15 protein-coding genes and 2 tRNA genes are annotated in these 14,562 nt (G+C 39.9%); 13 read left to right on the top strand and 4 right to left on the bottom strand.

Annotated features, from left to right (window positions below; genetic code table 11):
* Window positions 1–98: 98 nt before the first annotated feature.
* A complete protein-coding gene (locus tag H6A61_RS14080; RefSeq protein WP_204394493.1) occupies window positions 99–1,211 on the top strand; it encodes a PCMD domain-containing protein in 1,113 nt (370 codons plus the stop codon).
* A 5-nt stretch (window positions 1,212–1,216) separates the two neighbouring features.
* Window positions 1,217–2,008, top strand: coding sequence for a porin family protein (locus H6A61_RS14075; RefSeq protein ID WP_204394492.1), 792 nt, complete (start codon window positions 1,217–1,219; stop codon window positions 2,006–2,008).
* 68 nt (window positions 2,009–2,076) lie between these two features.
* Here H6A61_RS14075 and H6A61_RS14070 read toward each other — a convergent pair whose 3' ends face one another.
* A complete protein-coding gene (locus tag H6A61_RS14070) occupies window positions 2,077–3,588 on the bottom strand; it encodes a PCMD domain-containing protein (RefSeq protein WP_204394490.1) in 1,512 nt (503 codons plus the stop codon).
* Window positions 3,589–3,809: 221 nt separating this feature from the next.
* On the opposite strand from H6A61_RS14070, the gene H6A61_RS14065 reads away from it, so the two are divergent.
* Window positions 3,810–4,658, top strand: coding sequence for a helix-turn-helix domain-containing protein (locus tag H6A61_RS14065; RefSeq protein ID WP_204394488.1), 849 nt, complete (start codon window positions 3,810–3,812; stop codon window positions 4,656–4,658).
* 103 nt (window positions 4,659–4,761) lie between these two features.
* Here H6A61_RS14065 and H6A61_RS14060 read toward each other — a convergent pair whose 3' ends face one another.
* Entirely contained in the window at window positions 4,762–5,400 is a 639-nt protein-coding gene (locus H6A61_RS14060; RefSeq protein ID WP_154044369.1) for a MarC family protein, read from the bottom strand.
* Window positions 5,401–5,567: 167 nt separating this feature from the next.
* On the opposite strand from H6A61_RS14060, the gene H6A61_RS14055 reads away from it, so the two are divergent.
* The 6 genes from H6A61_RS14055 to H6A61_RS14030 are packed head-to-tail and all read left to right on the top strand — an operon-like array spanning window position 5,568 to window position 11,504.
* On the top strand, window positions 5,568–6,248 hold the full coding sequence (locus H6A61_RS14055; protein ID WP_154044368.1) for a Crp/Fnr family transcriptional regulator: 681 nt from the start codon (window positions 5,568–5,570) through the stop codon (window positions 6,246–6,248).
* 56 nt (window positions 6,249–6,304) lie between these two features.
* On the top strand, window positions 6,305–8,341 hold the full coding sequence (locus H6A61_RS14050) for a M3 family metallopeptidase (protein WP_204394486.1): 2,037 nt from the start codon (window positions 6,305–6,307) through the stop codon (window positions 8,339–8,341).
* Between the two features lie 8 nt (window positions 8,342–8,349).
* On the top strand, window positions 8,350–8,832 hold the full coding sequence (locus tag H6A61_RS14045; protein ID WP_204394484.1) for a DUF4847 family protein: 483 nt from the start codon (window positions 8,350–8,352) through the stop codon (window positions 8,830–8,832).
* 2 nt (window positions 8,833–8,834) lie between these two features.
* Window positions 8,835–9,263, top strand: coding sequence for a deoxycytidylate deaminase (locus H6A61_RS14040; RefSeq protein WP_204394483.1), 429 nt, complete (start codon window positions 8,835–8,837; stop codon window positions 9,261–9,263).
* Window positions 9,264–9,291: 28 nt separating this feature from the next.
* Window positions 9,292–10,953, top strand: coding sequence for a S41 family peptidase (locus H6A61_RS14035; RefSeq protein ID WP_430746817.1), 1,662 nt, complete (start codon window positions 9,292–9,294; stop codon window positions 10,951–10,953).
* Window positions 10,953–11,504 (top strand): 5-formyltetrahydrofolate cyclo-ligase, encoded by a 552-nt coding sequence (locus H6A61_RS14030; RefSeq protein ID WP_204394482.1) that lies wholly within the window; start codon window positions 10,953–10,955, stop codon window positions 11,502–11,504. The genes H6A61_RS14035 and H6A61_RS14030 overlap by 1 nt, the downstream gene beginning before the upstream one ends.
* Here H6A61_RS14030 and H6A61_RS14025 read toward each other — a convergent pair.
* Both H6A61_RS14025 and recF read right to left on the bottom strand, forming a co-directional pair.
* Window positions 11,491–11,781, bottom strand: a complete 291-nt coding sequence (locus H6A61_RS14025; RefSeq protein WP_154044363.1) for a DUF721 domain-containing protein — start codon at window positions 11,779–11,781, stop codon at window positions 11,491–11,493. The genes H6A61_RS14030 and H6A61_RS14025 overlap by 14 nt on opposite strands.
* A complete protein-coding gene (gene recF / locus H6A61_RS14020; protein WP_204394481.1) occupies window positions 11,768–12,892 on the bottom strand; it encodes a DNA replication/repair protein RecF in 1,125 nt (374 codons plus the stop codon). Before recF ends, H6A61_RS14025 begins: the two co-directional genes overlap by 14 nt.
* Window positions 12,893–13,038: 146 nt before the next feature.
* On the opposite strand from recF, the gene H6A61_RS14015 reads away from it, so the two are divergent.
* The 4 genes from H6A61_RS14015 to H6A61_RS14000 all read left to right on the top strand — a co-directional run bounded on the left by H6A61_RS14015 (window position 13,039) and on the right by H6A61_RS14000 (window position 14,546).
* Window positions 13,039–13,716 (top strand): tetratricopeptide repeat protein, encoded by a 678-nt coding sequence (locus H6A61_RS14015; RefSeq protein ID WP_154044361.1) that lies wholly within the window; start codon window positions 13,039–13,041, stop codon window positions 13,714–13,716.
* 105 nt (window positions 13,717–13,821) lie between these two features.
* Window positions 13,822–14,316 carry a 6,7-dimethyl-8-ribityllumazine synthase gene (ribH, locus tag H6A61_RS14010; RefSeq protein WP_154044360.1) on the top strand — a complete coding sequence of 165 codons (495 nt, stop codon included), beginning with the start codon at window positions 13,822–13,824 and terminating at the stop codon, window positions 14,314–14,316.
* A 61-nt stretch (window positions 14,317–14,377) separates the two neighbouring features.
* Window positions 14,378–14,460: transfer RNA gene (locus tag H6A61_RS14005), tRNA-Tyr, on the top strand.
* A 13-nt stretch (window positions 14,461–14,473) separates the two neighbouring features.
* Window positions 14,474–14,546 (top strand) — tRNA-Gly (locus H6A61_RS14000).
* Window positions 14,547–14,562: the final 16 nt, after the last annotated feature.

Below are 14,562 nucleotides of genomic sequence, written 5' to 3'. Positions count from 1 at the left end.
CATGAGTGCTAATCTTTCTTTTGTCAAAACACTCGGTTTTATATCAATTTTAGTATAAACCTGTCCTACTCTATGTGTAGGACGCTTAATATTTACGTATGAAAAAACACTTTTTTATCACAGGACTTACTTTATCTCTATGCCTAGCTTCATGCATACAGGAAGAGGCACTAAATGTTGAAGCAGCAATTGACGGATGCAAAGGTTCAAGCATCCAACTACTGACTATCAACAGCGAAAACAAAAAAATTGATATTTACGTACAGGATGGAGCAGATATCTCACAACAAGAGCTGGTATTCGAATTGCCGGAAGGTGCTACTATAGAACCAAAAGAAAAGCAACCCAAAGACAATCCTCCTATTTATGATTTCAGCTTGTCTGACAACAGGAAATTTATTGTAACATCAGAAGATAAAAGCAATAATGCCGAATACGATATCAGCATTTTCAAAATGGAGCTACCTCTACTATATTCTTTTGACAATCTTGCGGAAACAAATCCATATCATATCCTATATCTAAGCGACCAAAGCAAAAAGCTGCAATGGGCTAGCGGAAATCCAGGGTACAAACTTACCGGTATTGCAAACAATGCCAACGACTACCCAACATCACAAGTAGCTGAAGGTAAAAAAGGCTATTGCATAAAACTTGAGACCAAGGATACAGGAGGTTTCGGACAACAGGTAAGTATGCCTATAGCTGCAGGAAACCTTTTCATAGGCTCTTTCGAATCTTCAAATGCAGTTTTAAAGCCACTTGAAGCTACACTATTCGGTTATCCATTTACAAAGATACCTACCCGAATGACCGGATATTACAAATTCAAAGCCGGCCAACAAATGACTGATGCAGAAAAAAAACCTATTGACGGCAAAGACAGCTTCGATATTTATGCTGTAATGTATGAAGCACAGAATAACGACTTTTTCCTTAATGGTGGAAATTCATTGACCGACCCTAGCATAGTAAATCTAGCTCGTATTAAGGCTGAGGACGCTAAAGAAACAGACGAATGGACATATTTCGACATTCCGTTCGAAACTAAAAATGGAAAATCCATAGATATGGACAATTTGAAAAACGGAAAATACAAATTAGCAATTGTATTATCTTCAAGTATAAACGGCGCATACTTCATTGGTGCAATAGGAAGCACACTTTGGGTAGATGAACTTGAAATTGTATGTGAAACAAATAACCAATAAAAGAAATGACAAACAGAATAATAATGGCATTAATATGCCTTGCATGCTCATTGCAAATTTCATATTCAAAATCAGAAAACGAAAACACACACAAGGGATTGATATGGTCTTACCTCAACGGGATAAGCTATGATGTAAGAGCAGGAATAAATATCGGTGGATCTTCACCTATACCACTACCTCAAGAAATAAGAAGCATTGACAGCTACTCTCCTGGACTTGCTATTACTATAGAAGGATATGCCACAAAATGGATCAACAATAAGAAAAATTTCGGAATAAGTGTTGGACTCAGACTTGACAGTAAAGACATGAAGACCGAAGCAACAGTAAAGAACTATAATATGGCCATCATAAGCGAAACAGGAGGAAAAGTTGAAGGATTATGGACAGGGGGAGTAAAAACAAGGGCAAAAATGTCTCTTCTGTCTTTCCCCGTACTTGGAGTGTATAAAATCAGCGACAGATGGAAAATATCCGCAGGGCCTTACTTTTCATATATGATGGATGGAGATTTTGACGGCAACGTTTACGAAGGACATTTACGTACACCTGATGCTACCGGTTCAAAAATAATATTTGAAGGAGAAAATATTGCCACATATGATTTCTCAAACGAACTCAGGAAATTTCAATGGGGAGCACAGATAGGTGGTGAATGGAAAGCATACAAGCACCTTACTGTACATGCAGACCTAACTTGGGGACTTAATGATATATTCAACAACAATTTTAAGACTATCACATTTTCCATGTATCCAATTTATCTGAACTTCGGATTTGGATATCAGTTCTAAAAGAGAAAAAAGAGAGCCCGAAAAATCCGAGCTCTCTTTTTTTCCTCTTTTAAATTAGATATAGATAATTATTTCTTATTGACTACAATCACATCATCTACAATCAACTTACTTCCTACTGCAGCATTATATGCGGCACCATCCGCACTAGCTGAGAGTATAACCGTAAATTTATATTTCTTGGTAGGATCGTAATCTTTCAAATATTCCAAATTCAATTCAAACTGAGTGTATTCAGTTACAGTTTTACTACTCTTGAACATTGCTTTAGCTACAATTTTGTCAGAAGAATAGATATTACTTCCATCTAAAGTTTCTTTATCATCAGTAATTTCATAAAGTACAGCACTCATTGAACATTCATCAACTTTTCCTTCAACCAGTTCACCGTCACTATTATAAAATTCTTTTCCCGGAGTATACTTATAATATCCAGTAACCTTCAAAGGCTGTTTTTCATAAACAATACCAAAACTGGTAGTTGCCATAGGATTAGATAAACCAGCAAATGCATTAAAACTACCTAAAAATACTGTTGCTGCTGTAACTTTAGGTACTTTAGTTCCTCCCATACTGCCACCTTTGGTATCAACCGATTCCAAAACTGCAGCTTTTTCTCCAGAATAAGCATCATCAGTAGCAACAATAGGATAACCTCCTTCATAAGTTGGACCACCCAATATGGGTCCCATATTTTTTATCAACGCAACTGCCGCATTACATGAAGCCCAAGGGTTCACATTTGGGATATCAGGATAGATTCCACCTTCATACCATTCTTCAAATCCAAAATAATCACCAAATCCTTTGATAGAAACTGTGTATTCAACTGTAGTTCCATCTTCAGCTTCAACAATATATTTTACTTTTCTTCCATTTGAAAAATCTTGAGCCACCTCGCTTCCTGGAGTTACAGTTGCTTTTTCCGATACCTCAATTGTAGGAACCAAAGCAGCAAGATGCTCAGCTTTAGCTGTATCTGCCACCATAAAAGTTATAGTTTTTGATTCTTCATCTATTACAGGTTGAGAAATAACCAAAGAATCAACAGCAGCTACATTTCTATCGAAAATAAACTTTGTAATCTTTGCCTCAGAACTCTCAGTACCTTTAAGTTTCTCACCGGTATAAACCACCTTTACAGACTGTTTAACCCCTGCAAGATCTGCATCAATATCCATACTTATTTCTACCTTACCACCACCTATAGTTCCGGTTGCTTTTACATCAGCTTTCAGCATTTCTGTATCCAACAATGTAGTACCTGTAAAAGCATAGTTACCTGAGTTTTCGGATAAAGGACAATCATTCAATTCAATATCACCTAAATTTATACCTATAAAAGAGAAATTCTTAAGTGACAGGTTAATTGACTTTTCACTGGCTTTTTCTACTGTAATCTTTTGTGACTGTTCTCCAAGATTTTGTCCATCTACAGTTACTTCAAGCTTACCTTTATAATTACCGGCCAGTTCTTCCTCTATAGGGAAATTAATTGATTCTTCATTTGTACATGAAGTAAATAATGCTGTAGTCATACCAACGACTGCAAGCATAAACGAGTAAATAAACTTTTTCATTTTTAGCTATCTAATTTATTAAAATCCAAATGCAAAGTAAAGCCACAACGCAATCCCCTGCAAGGTCTATTCTTGATATTTTTGTCCTATTTTTAATATATGCAAGATTTTATTTATTCACAATCGTTATTATTTTAATATTTTATAGACTTTTATTAATATATTCATTGGTCTATACTTCAAATTTATTACTTTTGTGCATAAACGTAAACTATACTACAATGGACAATACAATACCTAAATTCGATCTGCCTGAGGACTGGCTGTCTGGTACAGACATAAGCAAAGAACTGCTGGGAATGTACAAAAACTATCCCGTCCGACTGAAATGTGAAATCATTGCACTATGTATGGATGGAGAAATTGAAGCATCTGTCAACCTGAACCACCTCACGGTAAGGAAAAACGATATAATAACGCTGATGCCTGGCTCCATCTTTCAGATTAACGACCTGAAAGGAAACTTGAAAATATATTTCTTAGGTTTCTCGTCAAGATATATAGAAAAAAACGACAAATCGAAAATTCTACTTGATGCCATCTACTCCACTTTGGGAAAGCCCAAATTATCACTGTCTGACGAGGGTGCCGTGATGACAGAAAAGTATTACAACCTTATGATAGATGTATATGAACACTTGGACGAAAAAATAAGGATGGAAATTGCGGACAATATTTTCACCGACGTGCACAAAGGCATCTCATTAATATATAAGAAGAAATCGGTAAAGGATGACATAGCCTCATCAAAAAGCGAGCAGCTGTGCAAGGGATTCACTCAACTGGTGATGCAGCACTACAACGACAACAGGAACGTGGCATGGTATGCCGAGAAATTGGGGATTACGCATGCTCACCTTTGTTCAATAGTGAAACAAGCCACAGGAAAGACTTGTGCGGACATAATATCATCGATGGTGATAATGGACGCTAAATCGCAATTGAAATCTACACAACAAAGCATTCAGGCAATATCGGATTCTCTGAATTTTGCCAATATGTCGTTCTTCGGAAAGTACTTCAAACGACACGTTGGAATGAGTCCTTTGGAGTACAGAAATAAGGGGTAAAAAACGAGCGTACGTTTCACTTTAAACGTGCGCCCATTTCACTTTAAACGTGCGTCCGTTTCACCTTAAATGAACGCCCGTTTTTTTTAAACGTATCAAAGCCTTATTTCAAAGCCTGAAACTGCTCTATCAACGAAGTTAGATTTGCTGTAAAAAGTCTGGCAGAAATAGCCAGTAGAATTATACCGAAGAATTTGCGGATTACGTATATTCCGCCCTTTCCAAGGAAACGTTCTATCACGTCTGTCAGCTTCAAAACTATGAATACCCACACCATATTAAGTGTCAGTGCCAATACTATATTAATAGGGGCATACTCGGCACGCAATGAAAGCAGCGTTGTGAATGCTCCGGCTCCTGCCAACAGCGGGAATACCAAAGGTACTAGGGTAGCTTCCTTTATAGGACCCGTGTTCTTGAATATCTCCACATCCAGAATCATCTCAAGCGACATCATAAAAATAACAAAGGCACCGGCTACAGCAAAGGATGCAATGTCAACCTGGAAAAGTTTAAGCATCATATCGCCGGCATAAAAGAAACCTATCAGCAGGGCAAAAGCTATCAGTGTAGCCTTCATAGCATTTACAGGCCTACCCTTCTGCTTCAAATCCAAAATGATTGGAATAGAACCAATTATATCTATCACGGCAAACAACACTATGAATGCACTGAGAAACTGCTGAACATCGAACGCTCCCAAAAAAGGAACCGATGCAGGCTGGATAAATAACGTTTTCATTTTAATGATATATTTTTTACATTACAAAAATACATAAAAAATCATTATTCATACACATTAAGGAAAAAAATACTAAAATCAATATACACACTGATGTAGTGATACAAAATAAATTGTTAACTTTGTATGTTAAAATAAAGATTTACACTCAATAAATTTAACGGATTATGAAGGTTTCGATGTACGATACACTACTGGAGCTGCCACTGTTCCAGGGATTGACTAAAGAAAATATAACCAGCATCATAGAAAAGGTGAAAATGGGATTTCATAAATATGAAGCCAAACAGAACATCGTTTCGCAGGATGACAGATGCAACAGTCTGATTTTCATACTTGAAGGCAAGGTTGCCGTCACAACAAACGATCCGATACACAACTTCAAGATTGTGGAAGAGGTACAGGCTCCATACATAATAGAACCACAGTCACTATTCGGGATGCGCACAAAATATAATGCATCGTACACTGCAACCGGGGATGTAGATACTCTGAACATTGACAAAAGCTACATTCTTACAAATCTGTGCAAATACGAAATTTTCAACCTGAACTATCTGAACATCCTGAGCAACAGGGCACAGACTGCGAACAACAAGCTGTGGAACTCGCACATAGGATGTACCAAAGAAAAGCTTATGAACTTCTTCGCGCTGAGATGTGTGATTCCATACGGAAAGAAAACACTGTTCATCACGATGGAAGATCTGGCTTCACTGATAGACGACACAAGAATAAACGTATCCAGAGCCCTGAACGAATTTCAGGAAAAAGGAATACTAACATTGGGAAGAAAGAAAATAACCATAGAGGACTTGGCTAAACTTACCGAGGAGGTGAAGAATTAACTGTTGAGTTGTCAGTTCTTAGTTGTTAGTTTTTAGAAATATCAAAATATATAAATATGACAAATCCATTTTTACAACCATATAACACACCGCACGATACCACTCCTTTCGACAGAATTAAAATTTCGGACTACGAACCTGCCATAAGGGAAGGCATGAGGGTGGAAGACGAAGAGATAAAGGCAATTACCGAAAATACGGAAGAGCCGGACTTCGGAAATACAATACTGGCACTGGAACATTCGGGAAAACTTCTGGACAAGGTAACTACAGTGTTCTTCAATCTGATGAGCGCCGAAACCAACGACGAGCTGGATGCCATAGCGGAAAAGCTGATGCCTGAACTGACCGAACACAGTAATAACATCAGTCTGAATCCGGTATTGTTCGAAAAGGTGAAAAAAGTATATGAAAAGAAAGACAGTCTGGAGCTGACCGCAGAAGAGAACAGATTGCTTGAAAAAACATACGACGGATTTATCAGAAACGGCGCCAACCTGAACGATGATGACAAGGAGACTTTCAGAAAGTTGTCTGCCGAACTGAGTACGCTTACGCTGAAATTCTCGCAGAACCACCTGAAGGAAACCAATAAATTCGAACTGCACATCACAGACAAGAACGATCTGGAAGGACTGCCTGAAAGCGCTGTGGAAGCTGCCGAACATACAGCAAAAGGTAAAGACAAGGAAGGATGGGTATTCACTCTGCAGGCTCCTAGCTATGTGCCGTTCATGAAATACAGCAACTGCCGTGAACTGAGAAAGCAGATGTATATGGCATACAATACACAGTGTACACACAATGACGAATGGAACAATATCGAAATTGTGAAACAATTGGTAAACAAGCGTATGGAAATTGCTCAACTGCTGGGATTCGAGACATATGCAGACTATGTATTGAAAAAAAGAATGGCAGAAAACAGTGAGAATGTTTACAGACTCCTGAACGACCTGCTGGAAGCATACTCCCCTACCGCACATAAGGAGATAGAAGAGATAGAACAGTTGGCAAAGGAAACCGAAGGAGACGGTTTCACACTTATGCCGTGGGATTTCTCTTTCTATGCCGAGAAGCTGAAAAGCCGCAAATACAGCCTTGACGAAGAGGCGTTGAGACCATACTTCGAACTTGAAAAGGTGAAAGAAGGTGTATTCGGACTTGCCACAAGACTATACGGAATAACATTCCGTGAGAACAAGGATATACCGGTGTATCATCCTGACGTAAAGGCTTTCGAAGTGTTTGATGCCGACGGAAGTTTCCTGGCTGTGCTCTACACCGACTTCCATCCAAGGGAAGGCAAGCGTTCCGGAGCATGGATGACTAGCTACAAGGAGCAGTGGATAGAAGATGACGGAACGAACAGCCGCCCGCATGTTTCGGTTACGATGAACTTCACAAAACCTACAGCCGACAAGCCTGCCCTGCTAACATTCTCGGAAGTAAACACATTCCTGCATGAATTCGGTCATGCGCTGCACGGAATGTTTGCCAACACACGATTCCAATGTATGAGCGGAACCAACGTGTATTGGGACTTCGTGGAACTTCCATCACAGATTATGGAGAACTTTGCGGTGGAAAAGGAATTCCTGAACACATTTGCCAGACATTATATCACCGGTGAAGCTATTCCAGAGAGCCTCATCAAGAGTATCATCGATTCGCAGAACTTCAACGTGGCATATGCATGTCTGCGACAGTTGAGTTTCGGATTTCTGGATATGGCATGGTACACAAGAAAAGAAGCATTCGACGGCGACGTGAAGGAATATGAAAAGAAGGCATGGGAAAAGACACAGCTTCTTCCGCAGGTAGATGACACATGTATGAGTGTACAGTTCGGACACATCATGTCCGGAGGATATTCTGCCGGGTACTACAGCTACAAATGGGCTGAAGTGCTTGATGCGGACGCATTCTCAGTATTCAAGGAAAAAGGTATATTCAACCGCGAAGTGGCACAGTCTTTCAGAGACAATATACTGTCGAAAGGCGGAACAGAGCATCCTATGACACTGTACAAACGTTTCCGCGGACAGGAACCGGGTATTGAGGCTTTACTTAGAAGAAATGGAATTAAATAATTTTTTATATGACAAGAACAATAAAATATATATTCACGCTGATTGTACTTTCAATCGCATTATGCGGATGCAATCAGGAGGATGATGTATTCGAAATCTTTGCAAACGATAAGACATGGCATTGGAGTGGTTCATATACCACAACCAATTGGAAAGACGATAATAACTATAAACTTAATTTAAATATTGACGATTTGAGTCAAATCAACAAAAAGACAGATTATTACAATATTATATTTGAAGAAAACGGTAATGTTTCCGGTAAAGGTGAAAATTTCACGTTTAAAGGAACATGGAATGCTATGAGCAAAGATAAAAGCTTCTATATAAACATACAGACCCAAGGTAATATTTCCGGTCTGGATAAAACTTTTTATGATGCCATAAAATCTGCTAATTTTTATAGAGGAGATTCTAAATGTATAAAATTATTCAATTCAAATAAATCAGAATACATACAATTTTATCCCTTAGGTTCTTTAAATCAATAATTATGGAACAGGAAAACAAACAAGAAATATTAGACAAAAGATATATGCGCATGGCGCGCATATGGGCTGAAAACTCATACTGCAAACGCCGTCAGGTGGGAGCCCTTATAGTGAAAGACAAGATGATAATATCAGACGGTTATAACGGTACGCCATCAGGATTCAGCAACGTATGCGAAGACGAAGAGGGACTGACAATCCCTTATGTACTGCATGCTGAAGCTAACGCAATAACAAAAATTGCGCGCTCAAACAACAGCAGTGAGGGAGCAACAATGTATGTCACCACTTCACCTTGTATAGAATGTGCAAAACTTATCATACAGGCAGGTATAAAAAGACTGGTGTATGGAGAAAAATATCGTCTGGAAGACGGACTCAACCTACTCAGGAAAGCAGGTATTGAGGTAGTCTGTCTGGAAAACGAATAACAAACTGTATAACATAAAATCTATATATATGGACAATAAGTATAAACGTTTCATGCCGATATTGCTTGCCGTAGGCATAGTGATTGGTATAGCAATAGGTGTGTTTTACACCAATCTTTACTCAGGAAACAAGCTTGGAGTAATAAAGGGGTCGTCAAACAAAATCAACGCTCTTCTGAGAATTGTAAACGATTCGTATGTTGACACCGTCAACATGGAAGACATGGTGGAAAAAACAATGCCTCTGATTCTGTCGGAACTGGATCCTCATTCATCGTATATACCGGCACAAAAGCTGGAGGAAGTAAATTCTGAACTGAGAGGACATTTCAGCGGTATAGGTATTCAGTTCACGATTAAGGACGATACAATTCACGTAAACAGTGTAATACCAGGAGGCCCTTCGGAAAAAGTGGGACTTATGGCTGGCGACCGTATCATTGAGGTTGACGACTCGGCTTTCGTAGGAAAGAAAGTAACCAACAGCGAAGCCATGAAAAGGCTGAAAGGAGAAAAGGGAAGTAAAGTGAAACTGGGCATTTTCCGTCCCGGTGAGACTGAGACACTGTATTTCACTATTATAAGAGGTGATATTCCTGTCAAGAGCGTTGACGCGGCATATATGATTGACGGCAAGTGGGGATTCATAAAAGTAAACAAATTTGGAGAAACCACTTATCCGGAACTGCTTTTTGCACTTGCTAAATTGAATCAGGAGAATATGCAGGGACTTATAGTTGACCTGCGCGGAAATACAGGTGGATATATGGCGGCTGCCATACAGATGGTGAACGAATTCCTTCCGGCAAACAAACTTATAGTCTATACTGAAGGTAGAAAATATCCAAGAGAGAACTATACTTCAAACGGAACAGGAAGCAGCCAGTCATTGCCAATCATAGTCCTGGTGGACGAAGGTTCGGCATCTGCCAGCGAGATTTTTGCAGGAGCAATACAGGACAACGACAGAGGTACTATCATCGGACGACGCTCATTCGGAAAAGGACTTGTACAGCAGCCTATAGAGTTCAACGACGGTTCTGCCATCAGACTGACAATCGCCAGATATCACACTCCATCGGGAAGATGTATCCAGAAGCCGTACGAGCAAGGAAACGGTGCTGAATACGAAATGGACCTGTTGACTAGATATGAGCATGGCGAGTTCTTCTCGGCAGACAGCATCAAGCAGAATGAGAAGGAAATCTACTATACCGGAATAGGAAGAAAGGTTTATGGCGGAGGAGGAATAATGCCTGACATTTTCGTTCCGCACGACACTTTGGGCATGACATCTTATTTCAGAATGGCTGCCAATAGAGGTCTTATCATAAGATATGCTTTCGACTATACAGACCAGAACAGAAACAAACTGATGGAGTATAAAACAGGAGACGAGCTGTGCGACTATCTCAAGACACAAAATCTGCTGGTGAAATTCTCAAAATGGGCAGAAAAGAAAGGCTTGAAGAGAAGAAACAACATGCTGATTACATCGAAAGAATTGTTCGAAACAAGTATATACGGCAACATTATTTACAACATGTTGGGTATAGAAGAATATATCAAATATCTGAACAAGTCAGACAATACGGTTCTGAAAGCTGTTGAGGTATTGGAGAAAGGCGAGTCTGTACCTAAAGCGCCTGAAATGACAGACGAGGGAACTACTGATAAAGAAGCTGCCTGATGGATACAAAGGATGAAATAAGAAAACGCATTTCCGAAAAGAAAAAAGAATTTTCGGAAAGCGAGATGAAAGCATTATCTTCCACAATAATGGAAAAGCTGGAAGATAATGTTGTCCTGAAATGTGCAAAGACGGTACTGCTGTATTACTCGCTTCCTGACGAGGTCTTTACCCACGATTTTGTTGAGAAATGGAGCAAGGAGAAAACTATCCTGCTGCCGGTGGTAAAAGGTGATGAACTTGAAATAAGAGTTTATGCCGGCAGCGAATGTATGCAGAAAGGCAGTTTCAATATTGACGAACCGCAGGGAGAAGCCTATAACGACCTGATATCGATTGACGCGGCGGTAATACCGGGAGTTTCATTCGACAGGCACGGCAACAGACTAGGAAGGGGAAAAGGTTACTACGACCGTTTCCTGAAAAAGCTGAACACTTTCAAGATTGGAGTATGTTTCGGCTTTCAGCTAAGCGAAGAGATTCCGCACAGCGAACATGACGTCGAGATGGATGAAGTTTGGACCGAAAATGGATATGTCAGCAAAAAATGATATTGGTAATGACCTGGGCTCCTACACGGGAGTTCAGGTTTTTTATTAATAACTCACGTCCCATCTGGAGTTCCTGACGTATGACAGACGACGAGAGCTGTACGTATAAGGTCTGGTTCTTTATATATATGTTGGTGGTATGTCTGAATATTGCAGGACCTACAACATCTTTCCACGAATCGATAAGCCGATATTGGTTAAGGGGTGTCTCCAGCCCTTCCTGACGTAAAAGCTGCATTATCACATCGCCCAGTTTTTCTGTATTATTCCGTTTCATCCGACATTTCCTTTCTTTCTGTTATATTTCCGTTCTCCACTTCAAACAGTTTATAGTCTCCGTCTATCTTCCTTAAAATCTTGTCCAGATGGTCGCGATTGGTGTCAGTAACGAATATCTGACCGAAACTGTCGCCTGCCACAAGTTTTACTATCTGCTCTACCCTATGGACGTCGAGCTTGTCGAATATATCGTCTAGCAGCACTATAGGGGTTGTACGGCTTCCTGTACGTTTCAGAAACTCAAACTGAGCCAGTTTCAATGCTATCAGATATGTCTTGTTCTGCCCTTGTGAACCTTCGCGCTTTATAGGGAAATCACCTAATTTCATTATCAGATCGTCCTTGTGTATCCCTTTAAGGGAGTATCCCATAATCAAGTCTCTCTGACGGCTGCCACGGATTATCTCCAGCAGGTTTCCTTGCGAAGCGTGTGACTCGTACTCAAGACTTACTGTTTCCATATCCTCGGATATGAAGGAATAATACGACTGGAACACTTTGATAAACTCGTCGATAAACTGACGGCGTTTCTTATATACAACCTCGCCGGACGAGGCCATCATCTCTTCCCAAACGTTCATCAGTTCCGGTTCAGGCTCCACTTCCGATTTAAGCAATGTATTACGTTGGAGCATGGCCTTATTGTATCGTATAAGCGCATCCAGATACTCACGGTCGAACTGGGAAATAACGACATCGATAAACCGGCGGCGTTCTTCGCTTCCTCCTGATATCAGTACTGAATCGGATGGAGAAACCATTACAAGAGGAATGAGGCCGATATGGTCTGAAAGTCGGGTATATTCCTTTTTATTGCGCTTGAACTGTTTTTTCTGCTTTCGTTTGAGTCCGCAATATACTTCTTCCGGCTCACCGTTGTCAGTCTGATAGAAGCCTTGCACCACAAAAAAATCACGGTCGTGAAATATATTCTGCGTATCAATGGGATTTGTAGCGCTCTTGCAGAATGAAAGGTAATATACGGCATCCATAAGGTTGGTCTTTCCCATACCGTTACGGCCTATAATACAGTTCATTTTGGGAGAAAATGACAGCTCTGCCTGTTCTATGTTCTTGTAATTTAATATGGAGATGCGTTTAAGCCACATAATTAAGTCATGTTTTAGCCACAAAATTAACAATAAAAGCATGATTGGTAAAAAAAGATGCCGACAAATTTCGTTTATAAACATAAATAAATTACTTTTGCTGTCCGAAATACACATTAGAAATAATAATAAAAAATAATATAACAATGAGTCAACAAAAAAACACAAATGATTTGCTGAACATGGATGAAACTATCAGCAATTCTGAAGATTTCCTTATCAAAAACAAGAATTTGTTATTGGGTGCAGTTATTGCATTGGTAGTTATCGTAGGCGGATACATGGCATATAAGAACTTTGTATCTGAACCTAAAGAATTAAAAGCTTCTGAAGCTATCTTCAAAGGTGAACAATATTTTGGTGCTGACAACTATGAAGCAGCATTAAACGGTGACAGCCTTGGATTTGCCGGCTTCGTTAAATTGGCTGACGAATTCAGCGGAACAAAAGCCGGAAACCTTGCCAACGCATATGCAGGTATCTGCTACGCTCAGCTTGGCAAATATGAAGATGCAGAAAAATATCTGAGTAAATTCGACGGTGACGACCAGTTGGTTGCTCCTGCAATACTTGGTACTATGGGTAACTGCTATGCACAGATGGGACAGTTGGACAAAGCTGCCGCTACACTTATCAAAGCTGCCAAACGTGCCAACAGCCTTTCATTGAGCCCTATTTACCTGATTCAAGCAGGACAGATTCTTGAAAAACAGGGAAAGAATGCTGAAGCAGTTGAAGCATACAAAACTGTAAAGAAAGATTATGCCAACTCATATCAGGCAATGGATATTGACAAATATATAGAACGCGCTTCTATTAAATAATAAACTTATTACTTACAGGCACGGATTTCCGGCGCAGGAAAAGTTATGCGCAAAAGGAGTTCCGTGCTTGTTTTTTTATCTTAACTCTACTAAACTTATAAAATCATGGCAACAGCTTATCACAATCTATCGGATTATGACTTCAATTCAGTGCCCGACGCATCGGAAATGAGATTCGGAATAGTAGTATCTGAATGGAACAGCAATATTACAGGAGCGTTACTGGATGGTGCAGTAAAGACTCTGAAAAAGCACGGAGCGAAAGATGAGAACATACATGTGCAGACTGTACCTGGAAGCTTCGAACTTACTTACGGATCGGCACAAATGATAAAAAGCAATAAGTTCGATGCAATAATAGCATTAGGATGCGTTGTAAGAGGCGATACTCCACATTTTGACTATGTATGCGCCGGAACTACACAAGGTATAGCTCACCTGAATGCAACAACCGATACACCAGTGATTTACGGTCTGATTACAACCAATAATATGGAGCAGGCTGAGGACAGAGCCGGTGGAAAATTAGGAAATAAAGGTGACGAATGTGCAATTACTGCAATAAAAATGATTGACTTCACTTGCAGATTAAAAAAATAGTTGTATCTTTGCATCGCAATTGAAAAAAGCAACATCTGTTGTTAAGGTTTCAATGGCTAAAGGGCAAATACCAGAGTGGCCAAATGGGGCAGACTGTAAATCTGCTGGCTTACGCCTTCGGTGGTTCGAATCCATCTTTGCCCACAAAAATAGAGATGCGGAAGTAGCTCAGTTGATAGAGCATTAGCCTTCCAAGCTGAGGGTCGCGGGTTTGAGCCCCGTCTTCCGCTCTCATTATTGAAACAT

Origin of the sequence: Bacteroides caecigallinarum (assembly GCF_016901995.1) — a bacterium.
GTDB classification, from domain to species: domain Bacteria; phylum Bacteroidota; class Bacteroidia; order Bacteroidales; family Bacteroidaceae; genus Phocaeicola; species Phocaeicola cellulolyticus.
The sequence above is the reverse complement of the archived record's forward strand: the minus strand, read 5'-3'. Positions and strand labels throughout refer to the sequence as shown.

What these genes read in the sequence shown, in the direction of transcription:
- H6A61_RS14080 (WP_204394493.1), top strand. Translation starts at nt 99, where the DNA reads ATGAAAAAACACTTTTTTATCACAGGACTTACTTTATCTCTATGCCTA.
- H6A61_RS14075 (WP_204394492.1), top strand. Translation starts at nt 1,217, where the DNA reads ATGACAAACAGAATAATAATGGCATTAATATGCCTTGCATGCTCATTG.
- H6A61_RS14070 (WP_204394490.1), bottom strand. Translation starts at nt 3,588, where the DNA reads ATGAAAAAGTTTATTTACTCGTTTATGCTTGCAGTCGTTGGTATGACT.
- H6A61_RS14065 (WP_204394488.1), top strand. Translation starts at nt 3,810, where the DNA reads ATGGACAATACAATACCTAAATTCGATCTGCCTGAGGACTGGCTGTCT.
- H6A61_RS14060 (WP_154044369.1), bottom strand. Translation starts at nt 5,400, where the DNA reads ATGAAAACGTTATTTATCCAGCCTGCATCGGTTCCTTTTTTGGGAGCG.
- H6A61_RS14055 (WP_154044368.1), top strand. Translation starts at nt 5,568, where the DNA reads ATGAAGGTTTCGATGTACGATACACTACTGGAGCTGCCACTGTTCCAG.
- H6A61_RS14050 (WP_204394486.1), top strand. Translation starts at nt 6,305, where the DNA reads ATGACAAATCCATTTTTACAACCATATAACACACCGCACGATACCACT.
- H6A61_RS14045 (WP_204394484.1), top strand. Translation starts at nt 8,350, where the DNA reads ATGACAAGAACAATAAAATATATATTCACGCTGATTGTACTTTCAATC.
- H6A61_RS14040 (WP_204394483.1), top strand. Translation starts at nt 8,835, where the DNA reads ATGGAACAGGAAAACAAACAAGAAATATTAGACAAAAGATATATGCGC.
- H6A61_RS14035 (WP_430746817.1), top strand. Translation starts at nt 9,292, where the DNA reads ATGGACAATAAGTATAAACGTTTCATGCCGATATTGCTTGCCGTAGGC.
- H6A61_RS14030 (WP_204394482.1), top strand. Translation starts at nt 10,953, where the DNA reads ATGGATACAAAGGATGAAATAAGAAAACGCATTTCCGAAAAGAAAAAA.
- H6A61_RS14025 (WP_154044363.1), bottom strand. Translation starts at nt 11,781, where the DNA reads ATGAAACGGAATAATACAGAAAAACTGGGCGATGTGATAATGCAGCTT.
- recF (WP_204394481.1), bottom strand. Translation starts at nt 12,892, where the DNA reads ATGTGGCTTAAACGCATCTCCATATTAAATTACAAGAACATAGAACAG.
- H6A61_RS14015 (WP_154044361.1), top strand. Translation starts at nt 13,039, where the DNA reads ATGAGTCAACAAAAAAACACAAATGATTTGCTGAACATGGATGAAACT.
- ribH (WP_154044360.1), top strand. Translation starts at nt 13,822, where the DNA reads ATGGCAACAGCTTATCACAATCTATCGGATTATGACTTCAATTCAGTG.